12 protein-coding genes are annotated in these 19088 nt (G+C 42.8%); 5 read left to right on the top strand and 7 right to left on the bottom strand.

Translation table 11 applies throughout. The features are described from left to right. Positions 1 to 31: 31 nt before the first annotated feature. From CDH51_RS07385 to CDH51_RS07355, 7 genes are all read right to left on the bottom strand, one after another. A complete protein-coding gene (locus CDH51_RS07385; protein ID WP_232724774.1) occupies positions 32 to 2704 on the bottom strand; it encodes a hypothetical protein in 2673 nt (890 codons plus the stop codon). Positions 2705 to 2747: 43 nt separating this feature from the next. Beyond that, on the bottom strand, positions 2748 to 3566 hold the full coding sequence (locus CDH51_RS07380) for a COG1470 family protein (RefSeq protein ID WP_100628060.1): 819 nt from the start codon (positions 3564 to 3566) through the stop codon (positions 2748 to 2750). 61 nt (positions 3567 to 3627) lie between these two features. After that, the gene (locus tag CDH51_RS07375; protein ID WP_100628059.1) at positions 3628 to 4254 is read right to left on the bottom strand and encodes a DUF4402 domain-containing protein; all 627 of its coding nucleotides are present in this window, start codon (positions 4252 to 4254) and stop codon (positions 3628 to 3630) included. A 704-nt stretch (positions 4255 to 4958) separates the two neighbouring features. Further along, positions 4959 to 5477: a hypothetical protein gene (locus tag CDH51_RS07370; RefSeq protein WP_157807067.1), complete on the bottom strand. Its 519-nt coding sequence runs from the start codon at positions 5475 to 5477 to the stop codon at positions 4959 to 4961. After that, positions 5452 to 6063, bottom strand: coding sequence for a hypothetical protein (locus CDH51_RS07365; RefSeq protein ID WP_100628057.1), 612 nt, complete (start codon positions 6061 to 6063; stop codon positions 5452 to 5454). Before CDH51_RS07365 ends, CDH51_RS07370 begins: the two co-directional genes overlap by 26 nt. After that, positions 6063 to 6557 carry a hypothetical protein gene (locus CDH51_RS07360; protein ID WP_100628056.1) on the bottom strand — a complete coding sequence of 165 codons (495 nt, stop codon included), beginning with the start codon at positions 6555 to 6557 and terminating at the stop codon, positions 6063 to 6065. Before CDH51_RS07360 ends, CDH51_RS07365 begins: the two co-directional genes overlap by 1 nt. A 4-nt stretch (positions 6558 to 6561) precedes the next feature. Beyond that, the gene (locus CDH51_RS07355) at positions 6562 to 12135 is read right to left on the bottom strand and encodes an MBG domain-containing protein (RefSeq protein ID WP_100628055.1); all 5574 of its coding nucleotides are present in this window, start codon (positions 12133 to 12135) and stop codon (positions 6562 to 6564) included. Positions 12136 to 12670: 535 nt separating this feature from the next. On the opposite strand from CDH51_RS07355, the gene CDH51_RS07350 reads away from it, so the two are divergent. From CDH51_RS07350 to CDH51_RS07335, 5 genes are all read left to right on the top strand, one after another. Then, a complete protein-coding gene (locus CDH51_RS07350) occupies positions 12671 to 13171 on the top strand; it encodes a septal ring lytic transglycosylase RlpA family protein (protein ID WP_100628054.1) in 501 nt (166 codons plus the stop codon). A gap of 246 nt (positions 13172 to 13417) precedes the next feature. After that, entirely contained in the window at positions 13418 to 13654 is a 237-nt protein-coding gene (locus CDH51_RS20045) for a hypothetical protein (RefSeq protein WP_157807066.1), read from the top strand. Between the two features lie 60 nt (positions 13655 to 13714). Next, positions 13715 to 14836, top strand: coding sequence for a BF3164 family lipoprotein (locus CDH51_RS07345; RefSeq protein ID WP_157807065.1), 1122 nt, complete (start codon positions 13715 to 13717; stop codon positions 14834 to 14836). Positions 14837 to 14969: 133 nt separating this feature from the next. Beyond that, on the top strand, positions 14970 to 16040 hold the full coding sequence (locus CDH51_RS07340; protein WP_100628052.1) for an efflux RND transporter periplasmic adaptor subunit: 1071 nt from the start codon (positions 14970 to 14972) through the stop codon (positions 16038 to 16040). Between the two features lie 3 nt (positions 16041 to 16043). Continuing rightward, positions 16044 to 19088: an efflux RND transporter permease subunit gene (locus CDH51_RS07335; RefSeq protein ID WP_100628051.1), complete on the top strand. Its 3045-nt coding sequence runs from the start codon at positions 16044 to 16046 to the stop codon at positions 19086 to 19088.

Raw genomic sequence — 19088 nt, 5'->3', positions numbered from 1 at the left:
CTAATGGTAAACTGATTAAGTCTTCAAAAGCCTACTCCTCTTCGATCTTTGAAAGGGTGAAATTCAGGTTTTCTAAATAGTCCCCATCTATCAGCGGTTTGATTTCAAATTCGATGATACTTTGATCCACATTGGCATTCAAAAACTCCAGCTGTTTAGGATCTATTTCCAACTGGTAATTCCCAGGGAGTAAACCAAATGCATAATAGGATCCATCGGCAAAAGTCCGAAGGGTTTCTATAAGTTCACCTGTTCCTTTTTTGGTAAGTAGCAACCTAAGTCCGCCTATTCCTTGTTCTCCGGACTTTTGCTTCATAAGCACAGCCCCTTCAATGATCCCTGTTCGGTAAAGCGGAATATCGATTACCTTGAATCGGTTCGGTTCAGCTACAAAGCCAAATTTCTTTTCCTTAGGTGCCAAGGTTGGATCAGGCAAAGACTGCGTATCAATTTCCAGTGTATAAGTCCAATAACTCTGCAATTGGGTAATTCTCAGTACGCCATCAGATCCTAATAGCATATTTCCGGATTTATCTAGACGTACTGCCTTGGCAGGGACTATTTCCTCTCCTTTATCAAATTTCCCATTTTCATTTTCATCAATGAACATCCGCACAGATACTCCTGACCTCGAGACCTGATCTCGATTGGAAGGTAGCAAGGCACCAGCCACAGGGTCTATACCAATCGATCCACTGATGCTTTGTCGGACAGAATAGTCTCCTTTTCGTTTTGAAAATTGAGAAGACGACCTGAAGAAGTTAAAGTCGTAAAGAAATCCAATCTGAAATTGTCCATTACCGTTCACCAAATCCCGGTCATAGGCCATGGTTAGGCGTCCCAGTTTAAATAGCGTTTGTGAAACTTGGATATTCAGATTAGACAATTGGGAGGAGGCAGTATTGTATCTTACTTGAGATCGGATAAACATGCCTTTCACAAAAACAGGTAAACTTGGACTTCGTGGAAGGGAATAAGTGAAGGAGCCTGTCAAAACTCCGGGGGCAAATTCCGAGGAGAGATCATCACCACTTCCTTGGCCAAAAAGCTGTGCCCGATAATTGAAACGTGCAGCCAGTTTCCCAAGCTGCATATTAAAGTCAGCCTGGAGATTTCCCTTGTATCCATCCATTAGCCATTGCTTTTCTCCACCGAATCGAATCCCTGAAAATCTTCCAAATAGCTTAAATGGAAGGAAGGCATTTAAGTTAGCATCTCTTATAGGCTGGCTACTTGCATTTTCTTCGTCTGGAAGCGTCAGGTATTCGGTAGCCTGTGTACTGATGTTGATGTTATTGGCATAAAAAACACTGGCATTGGCTCGATAGTATCGCTCGGGTAAATAATCTACGTTGAAGAGGTATTGCTGAAACAAACGGGTAGACAAACCAAAGGAAGTATTCTGTCTACTGATGCCAAAGTAGTCCCCATAATTTACACCCGCACGTATTGTCGTTGATTTACTCAATCCAAATGCAAGGTCCGCATGTCCCACAAGATCAGAGGGAAGGGAATCTGCAGCATTCTGGAGCCTGCCACCTTGAATATTGTAAGCCAAAAATCCCTTGGGCAGGAAGGAGAAAGGGATCTGCAATTGACGGTCCTGAACGATCACTTCTCCCTGAGGCGTGTAGATTCTCAGCGTTAAACGGACAGTTCCATAGGTCACCGGTGCATTGAATCGATAGTAACCAACCTCATCAGCCCGCATAAAGTCAACCAATTGCCCCCCAATCAATAGCTCTACCTCTGAATCTCGCTCGGTGTAGCCGTCGATCACATAGACATCCAACTCTTGTCGGGGAATTACAGGATTGTTTGTCAGTGAAAAGCCCGTCAAAGAAACAGCGTCTGTCAGACTCGTGGTATTGATTTGTCCCAGGGTGATGCTGCTCAGCAGGACGTTTTTGTTAGGTTTTAAGCCTCCCGGTAATACATATCGCCAGCGTAATCCCGAGAATTGACTGCTCAAACCCTCAGCATCTACAGAACCGGTGTAGGCTCCCTGAATATCCCCGCCTAAAAACTCGCCGCCGGCCCTGAGTTGAAAGGTGGTAACTGTATTTTCGGAGGACTGGTCAAAATTGACAGCGTAGTCCATCATACCCAAGCCTAAAATGGACCGATCTCTTGGAAAGGCCATGGGAACATCTCCCTGATGTTCAGCTCTTGCCATTAATTTTTTTCGGATGGCCTCCCGTTTCATTTTCTCTTCGATTGGAAGAGCTTGCTCTGACTTAAGAGACAAGGATAGCGCGTAAGGGTTTACAGTAAATTCCATTTCAAATATGCGCTGAAAATATTCTGGATGAACAAAAAGATCGAGTTCGCCCAGGTAAAATTTATCTGCAGGAAGTGGTTCTGATACCCCATTGATCCAAATGAAACCTGCTACCGGATCTATTTTCCAAATTTCTTTTGGACCGGGATAGACTCCCTGTAGGCCCAGTTTATTATCGGTTTGTTCGTAAGGAATCTCAGTGAGGCTCAGGAATTCACCGAGTGGTAAGAATGCTACATCTCCAAAAAAAACTGCATTCACATAATATTGTCCGATGGATGGATGGGAAAAAGTCAGCAGGGCTTCTCCGTCAGGTTCTTGCTGAGCCTGCAGTTCGGGTATGGAACCTAGGCAAAAAGCAAGTATTGACAGGGCACAAAAAACCCGCTTCCAGAAGAATACCACTGGATTGATTATGTCCACCGTGACTACGATTTAGAAAGTTTTGAAGAAGAATTTTTGTGAATTAGAGCGTAACACTAAGTTTTTTTCTGACAGGAGGTGCTTGAACCAAGTCAGAGCTTGAGATGTCAGAGCGCTCTGTTTTGAAAAGGAGCTCTACTTCATAATCTCCTGGTGTAATGTCTTCGGGAATTGGAATGGAATAGCTTCTGAGGCCTTCGAAATACAAGGCTACCGTCTGCTGATGTCTTGCGATTATTTCACCTGAATTCGATTTCACTACCGCTTCCAAGCTTCCTAGAAATGGGGAATTTCCTGATACAGTGAATTTAGATTCTACCTTAATAAAATTTTCCTTTCTGCTTGCCGCTATTTCTTTGAATTCCAGGCCAGTGGAGGTTTCTCCATTTTTTTGAAAGACGGCTATAACTTGTTCTAACCTTAAGCTAATCTGCGTACTGATACCCTCGGTTGTTGTTTCTTCTACGCTAGCTGTTTGTTCATTGGAGGCTACCTTGACTCTTGTAAAATACATTCCATCTGGTCTGTTTCTATCCGGACGAACTTGGAAACGCACTGCTTGTTGTTGACCTGGAGCCAGTATAAAGGACTTAGGAAATGTACGAATTCGGTCTCCTAAGCCCGCCTGATTCTCTCTGATACTGTCGGAATAGATCATTTGCAGATTTCCTTCAGCATCATTTCCGGGATAGCCAAATAAAAAGCTAATATTAACTTCTTGTGGCTTATCTGAACCATTGGAAACATACATAGTACCGATCCCATTTGCATCAGCAAATACGGTAGTCGGAGCTAATGAAACTTGCGCTTGAACAATGCCAAAGACAAGTAGAAATTGAATCGATAGGATGAGAGATTTCATTGGTTTTTAGTATAAAATACCGGTAGAAAAGTCTTTTCCACCGGTATTCTTTTGGATTGAATTAATTATAGGTTGCAGTTAAAGTCAGGGTAGCAGTGTAAATTCCGCTAACTTGATCTGCCGCAGCATCTACAGTTGCACCCACATAAACATAAGTCCCATTTTTTCCATCAACTGTCGAGGTAGGGAATGTTATAGGGTTGGATGTTGCTACGTTTAACCTTGTTAAGGAGCTAGACTCAGTTCCATATCCTATTGTAGTCTCCTCATCACCAGCTTCATTTTCATTGAAGATAATAGGCATTTTATTGGTTCCATTAACTAATTCTGTCAAGTTATTGAAGGAAAGTATCACATTAGAACCAGCACCGGCAAATACTTTAAAACCGCCTTGCCGAATACCCGCTGTAGAAACATTTTCACCATCACTAGATGCAGCGCCACCTCCTGGTTTAATATACTTTTTAGTACCCTTCATTACTTGGCCGAAATTCAAGTCAGCTGTTTTTTCTACTGAAATAGCATCATACACAGTAGCTGATGCAGTCATATCAGCACTTCTAACTTGCGCCTGAGCGGTCACTCCGAATCCAATAGCGAAGGCCGCTACGGCGATAATTTTTACTAGTTTTTTCATAGTTTTTACTTGTTTAATTTGATTGTTTAAAGGTTTGTTTTTGTGTTTCAATTTTGATTTTACCTAGGTAGTGAAAAATGATTCTTAGTATCTGTTGTGTTCTTGAAATAGTTAAATTTTGATCAACAGGTTCTGAAATCACTTTTACTGTTACAAATATACTGTAAAGATGATTTAAAACCCAAATAAATGTATTTGAAATACATAAAAAATAATTTCAAATGAAAAAACGTGTATTTTGGATTTCTAAAATCAATAAATAGGATTATAAAAAATGAAAATAATTGACCAATAATTCAATAATAATTGCATTTTACTAATATTAAATTTACTCGAAAAAAAATTATTTTTTGCCAAAAATATCCGCTTCCTTTTAGGAGAAAATTTAAATCATTGGATAGAATTCCATTTCCATAATAATTTCTTAAGAATCATCGCCTAAAAAGAAAATAGAAATTCATGATAAACTCCTTTATTTTGATGGAATTCATATTGAATTCAAACAAGAAATATTGTAATTGGGAATCAGCTAAGGCAACCAAAAAACTGCAGTAGGGAAGGGTGTTTTCGGATTTTTTTTGCTCTTGTTTGTGAGCATTTTAAAAGAATTTTTGCTGGACAGATTTCCAAACTTTACTATCTGAAGTGAATGGTAAATTTGCTGGCTTTTGCTAGAAATTGTAGAAGCCAAAAAGTCAATACTTCTATTGTATTAGGGGTTTTGAGAATTATGGTTTTTCCCTTTCGAAGTCGGATTAAAAGTACTCCAAAACCAAGGTGGTCCCTTGGACCAGACTCGGGATTCCCAACCAAGCTCGAACTGAAGTTTGGCGGGGTATTTTATTTCTAATTAGTAGGGAAGACCGATCGAATTGCATTAATGCCGGAAGTCTTTCATAAGCTTTGGATGAAAAAAGTTCGTCCGTTTGATCATTCAAAAAGTAAATAGGAAAATTAATTTGAATTCCTTTTTCATCTCGAAGGTCGATCAAAAATTGGCTGTTTTCCAAGCTTCTCATTTGGATCCAGGTGAGTGGAATTAGTGTCCCGTCTTCAGCAATCAAAGCAAAGTCCACCTTTTCAGATTCCGAAATTCCCGAATTCCCTCCTTTTGTGCTAGTTGCAGAAGGAACTTTAGAGCTCAGGCCTACACCGGCTGGGAGTTCAATACTGATTCGGACAGGTTGACTTTGAGCGAATCCTTTTTGTAAAGAACCAAGGCCAATTCCCAAGACTAAGAAGAATACCTTAATCGCCACCTGATACATATACATTAATTAAGACTTCACCTACATAATTTCCTGCACTGACCTGTCCGATCGGGCCTAAAGTACCATAAACAAACAGGTAGACTGTTGATTTTGGTCGCGCATTTCCATACAATTCTGGGTTTGGAGGAAGGGGTACACCTCTTCTTCCTGCATGAACCGGAAAAGTCACACTTGTAAAACCCAAAGGGACATCCATAGATGATCCGAGAGCGGCCATTTCATTGGGTAATCCTTGATTGCTATATGACATTTGTAAAGCGAAAGGGATAGTTCCATTTTTTGGATCGCCTTCTTTTGCCAGAAAGTTAGGGGCCTGAAGTTCTACCGTAATATCAAATTCGGAGGGTGCTTCAATTTCAAAAATGGCAACTTGGGGGTCATTTTTTGCAATGTTGATGGCTGGTGTATTGGCCAAGAGAACTTGCTGTTTCTCATTGAATCGCAAGGAGGAAATCACCGATCCAATCGAACGAATGCTTACATCCTCACTTCCTGTCCAAGTTGAGAAATTGATCCGTTGAGCAACCGCCTCGCTGATCACTAGATTCGATAATAGTAAAAGCCCGATCAAAATTGCAACCTTCTTCATCACATGTATTCAAATTCTATGACAAATTCTGATACATAATTACCCTGAGTAGCTTGAGAAACGTCCAATTCGGCCCCCAGCCAAATAAATACCTCACCCATAGGGCCGATGGTGACATCAGCATTTCCCTGCGTCAACAAAAAACTGGCTGATTGATTGTCTTCTGGAGCTGCGCTCAGGGAATAAACCGCCTGAACTAGCCCTACTCCTTCATTTTGCTCCACCAAAGTTTCTCTTGGTGTATAATTAATCTGAACTCTTGCATTTGGACTACCCAAAATCTTAAATAGCCCAGCATAGGTACTTGTAATCGGGCTTACAGTAATTGTATTTTCAACAATCGCTGGACTCACTAGGTCCATATCCCGAATCGTAATCATTTGTAGATTCTCCATCACCACGGCTGTAGCCTTGATGGAAAAAGAGGATGATTGAGCGTGAGTTTGCAGTGCAAAAAACCCAAAAAGCAGGATCAGGAATATTTTTTTTGACATTGAATTATAATTTAATTGCTTTTTGGACCATCAGCTGATTACTCGTTTGAAGATGAATTAGGTACACTCCTTTTGGTAGATTAATTGCATTTGGTATCCATTCCAAAGTGTGAATTCCGGCTGGGTATAGTTGCTTTTCGAAACTTCCTACTTCCTGACCATTTATGCTGTAGATTTTTATTTCTGCAGCATCCTCCACAGGAAGATAAAATTTGATCATTGTACGGTCAACAAAAGGATTAGGGTAAGGGGTGTAGAGTTTTGGTACTTCGGGGCGATATTCTGGATTGGCTCCATCACCAGTGTAGCCGATGATGATCGTAAATGGACGAGTGATTTGACCGCTTTTGGTTCTGAAATTCTGTCCTTCTCCATCTTTGATCTCATGCGAAAATACTACCGCTTGTGGTTGTTTCATCTCCCCGTCCTCTGTTCGAATCCGCATATTGGTAGAGGTTGGTGCCTCAAAGCTGAATTCATAAGATTGCACCTCACTCATGTCAATAGCAGTTTTGGAGATGTGGTCCATCAGTACTACCGGTACATCAGAAGGCCAATCAAGCGGTAATTCCCAGTTTAAGGTATAACTTCCTGAGAAAGTCTGCCCATTCTTAGCGGCTGCCACGTAGAGCGGGATTGATTTTTCGCCCTGCTCAGGCAAGCTTAAATGGTTAATTACCAATGGATCCAATTGATCTGGAGATCCCAAGGAGTATAGGTTGAGCCAGAAGCTGTTGAGAGACTCCAGCTGAAATGCATCCCAAGGATCCAAGCCATCTTCCCCCTGATCGGAAATTCTCAGACTGGCATTCGCTTTTAATCCCTCTCCCTGAATCGAAAGAATAATTTTTGAGGTATTTGCTCCTGGCACTTCACTCATAACTCTTCCGTAGAACATGCTTGAAGCAAAGGACTTAGCCTCATTAGAAAGAGTCAGGCTCGGGTTTTCTTGGTTTGTTCTCACCCAAAAAGCTTGATAAGGAGCAATTAACCGATTTGCTTCTGGCGTATCTTCTGTCACTTCTCTAAAATCTCCCTGACCATTGTTGAAATTCTGATCCCAGATGTAGATAGTTTCATCGATTCCAGATTTAGTCCAGCCACTTTCTTTGAAAAAGTCAATAAAACTGGCTGTTGGATTGGCAAGTAAATTGAAGCCTTCCACAGCGCTTTCCACTTGCGTGTAGGTCCCTGACTCTACATTGCCTTTGAAATCTTCATTGCGTGGAGTGTAGGTCACTCCAAAATCAAATCCACCATTGTTCAGATTTATCTCAGAACCAAAGGCTGATAAGGTTATTGGGAGATTATCGGAGTAATTGCCGGATGAAGCCTTGGAACCTCCGTCAAAGACATACACATAGTGTCCTCTTCCATTCGGGACTTGCTCACTGATATTGGAAGGTTGTCTCCATCCTTGCAGGGTAGTGCCACCATCTGTTTCGTCCCACCAAAGTACATTGGGCTGAAGGCTAGGGTTGGAGCTTCCTGTAAAGCCTTGACTTTCCAGTCCAGTCAAGAAATTGAGATAGGTAGCCCCACTTACCGGAGAGCCTAGCATTCGCCATCCTTTCACCCCAGTCAGAAGTTGCTGCACTTCGATAGTAGGGGTACTGATTCCTAGATTACTGTATTTAGCTCCTGGATTCAATACAATCCGTGAAGCATCATTGGTGTTTAGATTAGATAATAAGTCTGCGGTGAAGGATACTCCATTTTTCACAACAAGCTCCGAGGAACCATTCAAAGTCATCCCAAGATCCACTAATAGTGATTCATCCAATTGGAATGAACCTGAGTTCATGACTAAATCCAATGTAACTTCTAAAGGTCTATCCAGCGTGACTACCGAGCTATTGTCAATCATCAGAGAGTTGACCACTGATGGTAACCCGCTTCCTATGGATTGGGCTTCGGACCCATTATACATATAATTAGCTTCACTACTGAAGGTACGGGTTCCAGTATTTTGAATTGCTCCATTATTCCCTGAAAGACTTATTCCATCTGGATGTGCAATAGCTAAGGTTGCCCCTTTGCTAACCGTTACATTTCCAGCTCCATTTACAGTGCCTTCGGCTGGGAGACTAAGGATTCCTTCATTCCCTACAGTCAGCGTTGAGCCTGAGTTTAAGCTTAAGGATTTTCCAGAGACTAGACTCAGTTCACCTTTTCCGTTTATGCTGACTGAACCTGAGATAGAAAGATTGTCAGAGACATTGACCTTGGTGTTTTCTCCCGAAATCATCACCATGGAGTTTGTCCCAGGTTTGGAGTTGATCTTTGCAAATTGTCCATTCGAGAACTGCTGCTCCCAGGTATTTTCATCCTCCCAATTTCCGGAAGCCGATGCGCGGAATTGGTTGACAGGCTTGGGGTAAGTGATAATGATTTTGCCTGAGCCTCCATTACCGCCTTGATTTGAGCCAAATCCAGAACTGACTGAACCTCCTCCACCTCCTCCAGGGGAGTTTCCATCATTTCCATTTCCATTCGATTGCGCAGATCCGCCGTTTCCACCGTCTCCACCACCATTTCCTCCAAAATTATTATTTCCATTCCCCCCATTTCCTCCAGGAGTACTTCCTGCTCCGCTTCCTCCATTTCCACCATTGCCATTAAATGTTCCAAAAACACCAGTTGCTCCTTGGCCACCTATTCCTCCATTGGCACTCATTAGCTCGGTGCCTCCGGTTTCTACACTAGAAAAACCTCCATTTTGACCATCAGCATTAGCGCCTCCTACACCACCCACACCAACATTGATGCTAAGTGTTTGTCCCGGAGAGACTGAAATGGTGGCTGAAGAATAGGCTCCGCCTCCGCCTCCGCCACCTCTACCAGTACCGAAAAATGCACCAGATCCACCGCCGCCTCCACCGCCGCCCCAAGCTTCGACCATAATGCTGGTCACACCCGGAGGCACAGTCCAAGTGGTACTGGTATTGAATTCTTGTATTGCATCTTCGGTACCAAGGGCTGTAAATGTCAGAGAAGTGAAGCCTGAAGAGCTTGCGGTTAGTGTATTTTGGCCAGGAGTCTCACCCAAAATCCAAGAAGTCAAGGAGGCTATCCCTGCTAAATTCGTAGAAACTGCCGTGGTTGGTTCAATATTGCCTCCACCAGAAGTGACGGAAAAACTTACCGAAACCCCTGAAATTGGATTCCCAAAAATATCCTGAACCCTAACTGCTGGAGGAGTGGTGACCGCCATTCCTGTGGGAGCCACCTGTTGGATTCCCGCATAGCGGGTGAATAATGCAGCAGGTCCTACCGAGATGGCAAATTGCCCACTGGAGGCAGAAGATAATCCCTCGGATTCTGCCAAAATAACCTTATCATTTCCCACCAAGTCAATGTTTAATCCCGAAAAAGTCGCCAAACCATTGACTGCCTGGAGTTCGATTTCCCCGCGTAGCTCTCCAGATCCAGATTCCAAACTTAAAGAAATAAGGACTGAAGCACTTTCTACCCGGTTCCCATCTGCGTCCTGAACTTCAATAATCGGCTGTTGAGCAAAAGGTTGTCCTGCTTCTGTCGTACTGCCTGTGGGGTCTTGTACAAAGACCAGCTGGGTCGGAATGGCATCGACCGTAGTGATTTCTGGGGAGGTTCCGAATAGTCCGCCTGATCCGGAAGCAGTAATTTGAGTTGTAATCCCAACTGAATTAGCGACAGTAAATTCTATGGTGGCAATTCCATCTCCGTCTGTAGTGGATGTGGAAGAGGAGAATGTGCCAGAGTTTCCATTCAGTTCGGACCAGGAAACTAATCTTCCCGCTTCTGATACAGTATTCCCATTGACATCTGCTAATTGAGCTGTGATGGTAATCGAGGTGCCTTTTTTTGGATTTTGAGAAGAAACTGTGACTAGGTATTGAGTTGGATTTGACTGGATTTCAAAAAGTATTCCCGAGACAAAATCAATTGTGTAATTACCGTTGGAACTGCTTAGGCTACCCTGCCTGATTTCATAGAAGCCAGCAGATTCTCCTGCATCCCGTACGAGGTTTCCCGAGAGAATGGAGGGATTATCAGCAAAGGCAAACCCAGATGCTTGATAGGTAAAGGAGCTAGGGTCCGACTCGCCGATAAGCTTGAATTGGCCAGCATCAGGGGTAATGGTTAGAAGCTTTGGAGTGATTGAAAAATTTGCCCCTACAAATTCTATGGTATAACCTGGAGCAGCAAGACTTCCTTGATTGATGGCATAGGTCCCCACGTTTTGACCATTAGCTCTAGATAAAGAGCCAGTAATAATACTTGCGTTGTCATTCCCTTGAAAACCAGATACCGAATAAGTTAATGTTGGATCGGATTGCCCATAAATCTTGGTAATTGGATTGGCTGTGACTGTTAAGACCTTTGACTGGATTTCAAAGAATATTCCTGAGACAAAATCAATCGTGTAATTGCCACTGGAACTGCTTAGGCTACCCTGCCTGATTTCATAGAAGCCAGCAGATTCTCCTGCATCCCGTACGAGGTTTCCCGAGAGAATGGAGGGATTATCAGCAAAGGCAAACCCAGATGCTTGATAGGTAAAGGAGCTAGGGTCCGACTCGCCTATAAGCTTGAATTGGCCTTCATCAGGGGTAATGGTAAGATTCTTAGGAGTTATGGAAAAATTTGCTCCTGTGAAGGTTATGGTATATCCTGGAGCAGCAAGATTTCCTTGATTGATGGCATAGGTTCCTACGTTTTGACCATTAGCTCGAGATAAAGATCCAGTAATAATACTTGCATTGTCATTCCCTTGAAAACCAGATACCGAATAAGTTAATGTTGGATCGGATTGCCCATAAACCTTGGTGATTGGGTTGGCTGTAACCGTTAAAACTCTCGCTTTGCCTTTAATTGCTATGGTGAAGGCATGGGGAGAATCGAAATCTCCCGATAGGTTGAATGAACCTGGGTTCTCGTTTGAGTTAGTTGAATTGCGAGATGCGGAAGAAACTCGAACTCTAGAGGTTCTTCTATTGCTTGAGTTTGCTACTGTAATTAAATTTCCATATCCACTAGGAGGTCCATTAACGTTATTTTCGGTAACTCGATTGGTTTTAGCTGCTAAAAATAGCGTAGGACTGGCTGACCAAGAAGTGGTCAAAGAAGGTGGATTGGTCGTGTTAGAACCCGCTACAACTGCCTCTGGAGTGCCTTCCCAATTCGATATCCGGTAGGTAATTGCAGCAAGTCGTCCATCATCGTCTAACCTAATATTTAGACTGGAGCCCTCATTACCATTTGCTTCACGATAAATGACATATGATCGACCGTTATCATTTCTAGTACTTAATTGAATCCATCCAGAGGGAATACTGATTGACCTACTAGATTGAGGCCGCAAAATCATCAATAGCAAATCGCCGTTTTGGATCCCATTTGGTAAGTCTACATCATGATTATCTGGTCTTGAATTATTCTGAAATGTAGCGGTGGATTCGATTACAGGGAACTGAGCCTTTACCTCCGAAATATTGCTAAAAAAGCCTACGCAGGCCAAAAGCCAAAATAGCCCCACGACTTTCATTTGAGCTGAAAACCTCGAAAGAATATTTTTAGAAATTCTAGAGATCATAGGTTTTTTTCAAGGGTAAATTCGTGTTCAGTACTTTGGTCAAAATTGTACAAATTCAGTTTAGGACTATCGGGAAGAGATGGGTGTCTAATCGTACGCAAATATGCATGCTAATATTTGAAACGCAAAAAAATGTATTTAAAAATATTATTTATGGTTTTGAAATTCAAAAAAGTGTCTTTTCCTTCAAAAATATTTAAAGTTTAAAAAGTTATAAATTCTTTCTCTCTTTAGTTGAAAATTGACTTATTCTAATATTTGATTAGGTTTTTATCGGGTTGTAAGTTTCTCAAAATTTTTTATGATTTTCTATTTTATCTCAAGCAAAAAAAGTGTGAACAGTTGAATGCCTTGAAAGGAACTTAATCCGGAAGCATCTCGCTTTACTCTCCCGACGTCCAGGGACAAACAACAAAGAAGATATTCCCACAGGCTTATTTGAGTACCATTATTTGAATATTTTATCGCCTACCATTTGATATCGGTAGATCTATGCTGGACAGAAATTGGCATTTTTGTTGACCTGCTTCTGCTGATGAATAAATCTTTACTCTCGCTTCTTTTACTTCTGATTTTTGGGTTGCCTTGGGATAGTAAGGCTCAGGGAGCGGATTCCGTACAGATTCAGACAGGATGGGCGAGTTTTTACGGGAAGCGCTTTCATCTTCGGAAAACCGCAAACGGAGAGGTTTTTCACCTAGACAGCCTGACAGCGGCTCATAAATACCTGCCTTTTGATACTCGTGTGAAGGTGACTCGATTGGATACCGGAGATACAGTTTGGGTACGAATTAATGACCGCTTGCCGAAAGCCTCAAGGAGGATTATTGATTTATCCCGGGGTGCGGCTTCCCAACTTCAAATGCTCGATGATGGAATAGCACAGGTCAAACTTGAAGTAGCTTCGATAGACGCCATGAATGAATTGTACGATCAATTCGAAGGGGAAGCTCGCGGAACTCTCCGGATTCGGTATTTTGAGGAGGCTATAGTGTTTCGAAAAAGACCGATTTCGTGGGCTTGGCCGATTTGGTAAGGGTTTGATTCTGTGAAGAATAGGATTATTTTTAAACTAAAATATTTCAATCATTAAAAAATATTTCCAATTGATAATCAATAACTTGTATCAACTAATCATTTTTTTTAATCTTAAAATAACTTGCAAGTTTAGGAATTAGGTTTTAGTTTAGACGAACTAGGATCAAGGTATTGGCCAATCATCGATTTTTCCCCGGAGTCAAAGTGGCTTCGGTCTGCGATGTTTTATTAAAACCAAACAAAAATGAAAAAGACGATTTTAAAACTATCATTTTTGAGTATGGTTCTCGTTGGAGTTTATTTTTTAACTCCTTCTGAAATCGAAGCTCAAAGTGATTGTATTCCAGCCGGCTGTTGGAAAACGATAACTCAACGAAATGGCTGGCTAGCCATGTATTGTGGCACTTGCACCTATATAGAAAATAGTATGGGAGTGGGAACGGATACAGGCCTTTGCTATCAATGTCCTGGAATAGGTTAAATTTTGTAATAAAGTAAGGCACACTTTCCTTGGAAGGTGTGCCTATCAATAACTAAAACGATGAAAATTAAATCTAGACTCAATCAATTAGTATTTTTAATGTGGGCTGTGCTCATGGCCTGCTCTCAAAAATCTGATCAAACGATTTTTGTGCAGGATGTGCCGCAAAATTCCAATTTCATGACCTTTGACTCTGTTCATGTGGTCAATAAATTTCCAAAAATTCACGCTATCGAGAAGGGAGTAAGCTTAGACAAGGAATTTATTGGAATGAAAGATTTTGAGATTGTGGATAGTCTTATGGTCGTTTCTACTGCTTTTCCAAAATTCTGGAGTATCTATCAACTTCCTGCTTTAGACTCATTAGGTAGTTTTCTGTCTTTAGGAGAAGGACCAAAGGAATTTGCCGACCCATCAATAGCCTCGGATAAGGTTCTTTTTCGATCCGAAAGAAATGATATAACAGCCTTGATTTATCAATTCTCAAAGGGTAACTTAATAAAATTCAATCTAAACCCATCAATACAATTAGGGCAGGATAGCTTGGAGCTAGTTGACTATGATTTGCCACTATTTCTTTTTGATTTTTTGATCTTGGGTCCTGATCATTATTTTCTGAGACAGCCTGAAAATCAGGAGACAAAACAAAATCGGTATTTGCTATTTCAAGGTAAATTGTCCAGCAATGCACTTCTCGATCAGCTAAATCGGGCTGAAGTTTCCAATGGAATGTTAAATATGTCTTTGATGGCATCGATGACAAGGCTTAGTCCAGAGCGCGATAAAATCTTGGAGATGTATTTTCGCCTTAATTATTTTAATCTGTACGCTTTGGATGGTTCTTTGAAGAAAACGATTGCTATCGAACCAAATCTCGATGATCTGAGTCTCCTTGAAAAGGTCCCTCAACCTGAGCGCAATTATCGATTTTCAGATGTAAGAGTCTACGATGATTTCTTTGCCTTACTTCATCTCAATGAATTGGAGCAGGATTTTGCAACCGAGCGAAAGTCTCTTCCGGAGATCCTAATTTTCGATTGGGAAGGAAACCCGATTTCGAAATTAGTCTTTGAGGATTTCTTCACCTCCTTCGACTTTGATCTAGCCAATCAAAAAGTCTACACCTTCGATAGTCAGACTGATAGATTTAAAGTTCATGAGTTGCCACTTATTTTAAATTAAGCATTTTATCATTTGAGTTTGGTTTACCTTTTTGGAAAGGAAATTGCTTTCACCATTTTTAACAGTCTTTTTTAATATCAATTTTTGTTTCAATCCAATTAATTAGTTTATTAGGGTTCTAACGATTATTTAGATGAAACACTACCGCTATTTTGCGCTTATCTTTTTGATGGGCTTTAGTTTTTCTTGTCAGGAAGACACCGAAAAGCAGGAAGAAATCCCTGCAGAATCTTTCAGAAATGAAGTGGCCGCTACCGAAGTTCGGGTGGCCAAGGCCGAAACCAAAAGCTTCGATTACTTGATTAATGCCACCGGGAAACTCGAAGCTGCTGCCCAAGTCAAGGCGGTCATTGAGCAACCTGGGTATCTCATCGAGCTACCCATCCGTGAAGGTCAGTCTGTCACCAAGGGTCAGGTGATCGCCAAGCTCGACCCTACCGAAGCGGAGATACGTCTTCAGAAAGCCCAAATCGCTCTTCAAAATGCGCAGGCATCCTTCGAAAATGATAAATTGGGTTTTTCCCGTGATTTTGCATCAGAGGATGAAGAGCGGAAGACATTTTTAGAACAGCAGCTCAAAGCAAAGAATGGCGTATTTCTCGCCGAAATCGAACTCAAGGAGGCACAGCTTAATCTTGAGCGCTGCGAAGTCAAAGCCCCAATCAGTGGGAAAGTAGCAGATCTTCAATTCAAAATGGGGAGTCTGATCAGTTCCAATGCCGAGCTTTGCGAAATCCTCAGTACCAATAATCTGGAGCTTCGGGTGAAAGTCCTGGAATCCGATATCGGTCTGATCTCCATCAATCAAAAATCCGAGGTGTATCCGGTATCCAATACGCAGGAAGCATTGGAAGGAAGAGTCATCGCAATCAATCCTAAAGTAGATGAAAATGGACTGGTCGAAGTAGCCATCCGCTTGACAAGTTCTCAAAACCTACTGCCGGGTATGAATGCCCGGGCGATCATTCGCGCTCCGCAGTCCAATTCTCTGGTTGTTCCTAAAGACGCGGTGGTGTATCGATCCGGCAGAGCGGTAGTCTTTACCATCGAGGACAATGAGTCCCGCTGGAATTATGTGGAGGTAGGAAAGGATAATGGGCAGGAAATTGAGATTTTGGATGGTATCACCTCAGGCAGCACTGTCATCACGACCAATAATCTGCAGCTAGCACATCAGGCACCTGTTCAAATCGTAAGCGAATAAGTCATGGTAAGATTTTTACTAGCACGGCCTATAGCCGTATTCATGACTTTTTCGGCCTTGATGGTCTTCTCTTTCATTGTCCTGCGGATGTTGCCCATATCGCTGCTTCCGCCGATTGATGTGCCGCAGATAGTAGTCAAGGTCAATTACCCCAATGCTTCTCCTGAGGCTATCGAACAAAATGTCCTTCGGAACATCAGGGAAGGTTTGATTACACTCAATGGCCTGGAGGAAATGGACTCCAAAGCCGGGTCTGAGGTTGGGACGATTCGACTTACTTTCAATTACTCCACGCAGATGGAGCTTGCCTACATCGATGTCAATGAAAAGATCGACCGAATCACCAATTCACTTCCTGAAGGCCTGACCCGCCCGGAAGTGATCCGTATCAATACCTCCGATATTCCGGTGGCCCGTGTACAAGTCATTCCCAAAGAAGGAGTGGATGAGATCGAGGTTAGCCTTTTGGCGGAGAATGTACTGAAAAAGCGGATCGAGCAACTTCCCGGCGTATCACTTGTAGATATCAATGGAAAAAAAGACCGTATCATCACGGTAGAGCCGAATGAGGCAGCAATTCGTGCCCTGGGCATGACGCAGCAGGAAGTCATCAATGCCATTCAGGCGGGAAACTCGGAGCTTCCCGGTGTATCGGTCAAAGATGGTCAGTTTCGCTATTACCTGAGACTAGCTACCCGCGTCGATACTCCAAGTGATATTGAGAGTCTTCCTGTGTCGGCACCTTCCGGGGCGATTATCCCATTAGGTCGTCTGGCGAAAGTGAGCTATCAGGCGCAGGAAATGCTTGGTTACCATCTTTTTGGAGAAAAGGAAGCCTTGGTGATCACCGTGCATAAGCAGGCCGCTGCCAAGATGAATGAATTGATCCCGGAATTGAAAGAAGCTTTGGAGCTCTTCAAGACTGATTACCCTCAGGTGGATTTTGAACTGACACAGGATCAGTCCAACTTGCTGAACGCGGCCATTTCCAATCTGCAAACCTCTTTACTATTTGGAGGGCTTTTCGCCTTTGGGGTTCTCTTTCTTTTTATGAAAGATTATCGACTGCCGATCATTATTGGCGTGAGTTTACCTTCCTCCTTATTGATTTCCTTTTTGGTCTTTTACTTCTTCGACATTTCGATCAATATTATTTCCCTTTCAGGTTTGGCATTGGGTATCGGGATGTTGATTGACAATTCCATCATCGTCCTTGATAATATCACCCGCAAGCGAGAGTCGGGGCTATCCCTCTTTGAGGCATGCGTGGCCGGGGTCAATGAAGTGATGAGCGCCTTGATCAGTTCGGTACTGACCACACTTTCGGTATTTGTACCCTTGGTTTTTTTGAGTGGGATTTCCGGAGCTTTGTTTTTCGATCAGGCTGTGGCAGTTGCAGCGATTCTAACCGTTTCACTGGCAGTGGCCTTTATTCTTTTACCCTTGCTGTATTTTCTCTTTTTCAGCAGAAGCAAAAAGACCGAAGAGGGTGGGGAAGGGGTCTTTTTCAGCAAAATTCTCAAACTCTACGATCGTGGATATCGGGGAATCTTTGGGAGTAGAAAACTTGCTTTAGCCATTTTTGCCATTTTGATTCCCTTGGGATTAGGACTAAGTATTTGGCTGGATTCAGAAGGCTTACCACAAATCGAAAAGTTTGATGCCACGCTGGAGATCGATTGGAATGAGCCCATTTCAGCCTCCGAAAACAGGGATCGGGTCATCGCATTGATGCGTTCCTTGGACGGTCGCTACGAAAAGGCAGAAGCGGATGTGGGAGTACGTCAATTCCTGCTTTTCGATGGAGAAAACTCCATTCAGCAGTCGTTGCTTTATTTTCTATTCGCCTCTACAGAGGCCAAAGAGGAGCGGCTGAAGGAGTTGGAAAGCTACCTGTCAGAAAACTACCCGAATGCCAACTTTCAACTAGGCGATGCGCCCAATGCCTTCGATCAGCTCTTCAATTCCACACTTCCGTACTACGAGGTGCGCTGGAAAGATCTGACATCAAAAGAGCCGATCGAGGAACAGAAAATGGATCCATGGCTCAGTCAATTCCCTGTGTCTGACTGGGAGCGAGGACCTGGTTTGCAAAAAGAAGCCTCGGTGGTTTTTACCCTGCGAGCAGATCGCTTGGCCACCTATGGGATTGCAGTCGATCAAGTTCAGGAGCAGCTGTCCCGCTTGTTTGGTACTTACACCATCACCGATATCCGTCGATTTGGAGAGATTACTCCCATTCGGCTGAAGGAATCGGAAACTCGCTTTGAGGATCTGCTTCGAACCACGCAGTTGACTACTTCCGATTCGTCCTTTTATACCTTGGGTGAATTTGTAGACTTTCGCTATGAAGATCACTACAAATATGTGACTGCAGATAAAGGGGGCATCTATCAATCCGTCCTTGTCACAGCGCCTAATCCCGATAGCTACAATTCCGAATTTATCCGATGGGGTGCCGATCGTAACCTAGGAGTCAGCATGGTAGGGCAATACTTCAAGGATCAGGAAAATATTCAGCAATTGATCGGGATTTTGCTGATTTCAGTGCTCTTGCTCTATTTTATTTTGGCTGCACAGTTCGAAAGCTTTATTCAACCTTTGATTGTAGTCTTGACCTTGCCATTGGGTATTGCAGGGGCATTTTTGGTTTTGCTCTTGGCAGGAGCTTCGCTGAATGTGATGTCTGCCATCGGCTTGGTGGTCATGCTGGGAATTATGGTGAATGACGCCATTTTGAAGATCGATACGATCAACCGACTGCGAAAGGAATACGTGGACAGACCGGAGATAGATCCAAAGGAGGCTTTGGAAATGGCGCTGCATCGGGCAGGTCAGATTCGACTCAAGCCGATTTTGATGACCTCTATCACCACGATTTTGGCCTTGATTCCGATTATTTTCAGTTCAGGCTTGGGAGCAGACTTGCAGCGGCCTTTGGTGTTTTCGGTAATCGGAGGTCTGACGATTGGTACACTGACAGCCTTGTATTTCGTTCCCTTGGCGTATTGGTTTTTTGTGTCAAAGAAAAAATTGAAGGAGGCGTAA

This window comes from Algoriphagus formosus (assembly GCF_002807035.1).
GTDB classification, from domain to species: Bacteria; Bacteroidota; Bacteroidia; order Cytophagales; family Cyclobacteriaceae; genus Algoriphagus; species Algoriphagus formosus.
This window is presented reverse-complemented; position numbering and strand designations above follow the sequence as displayed.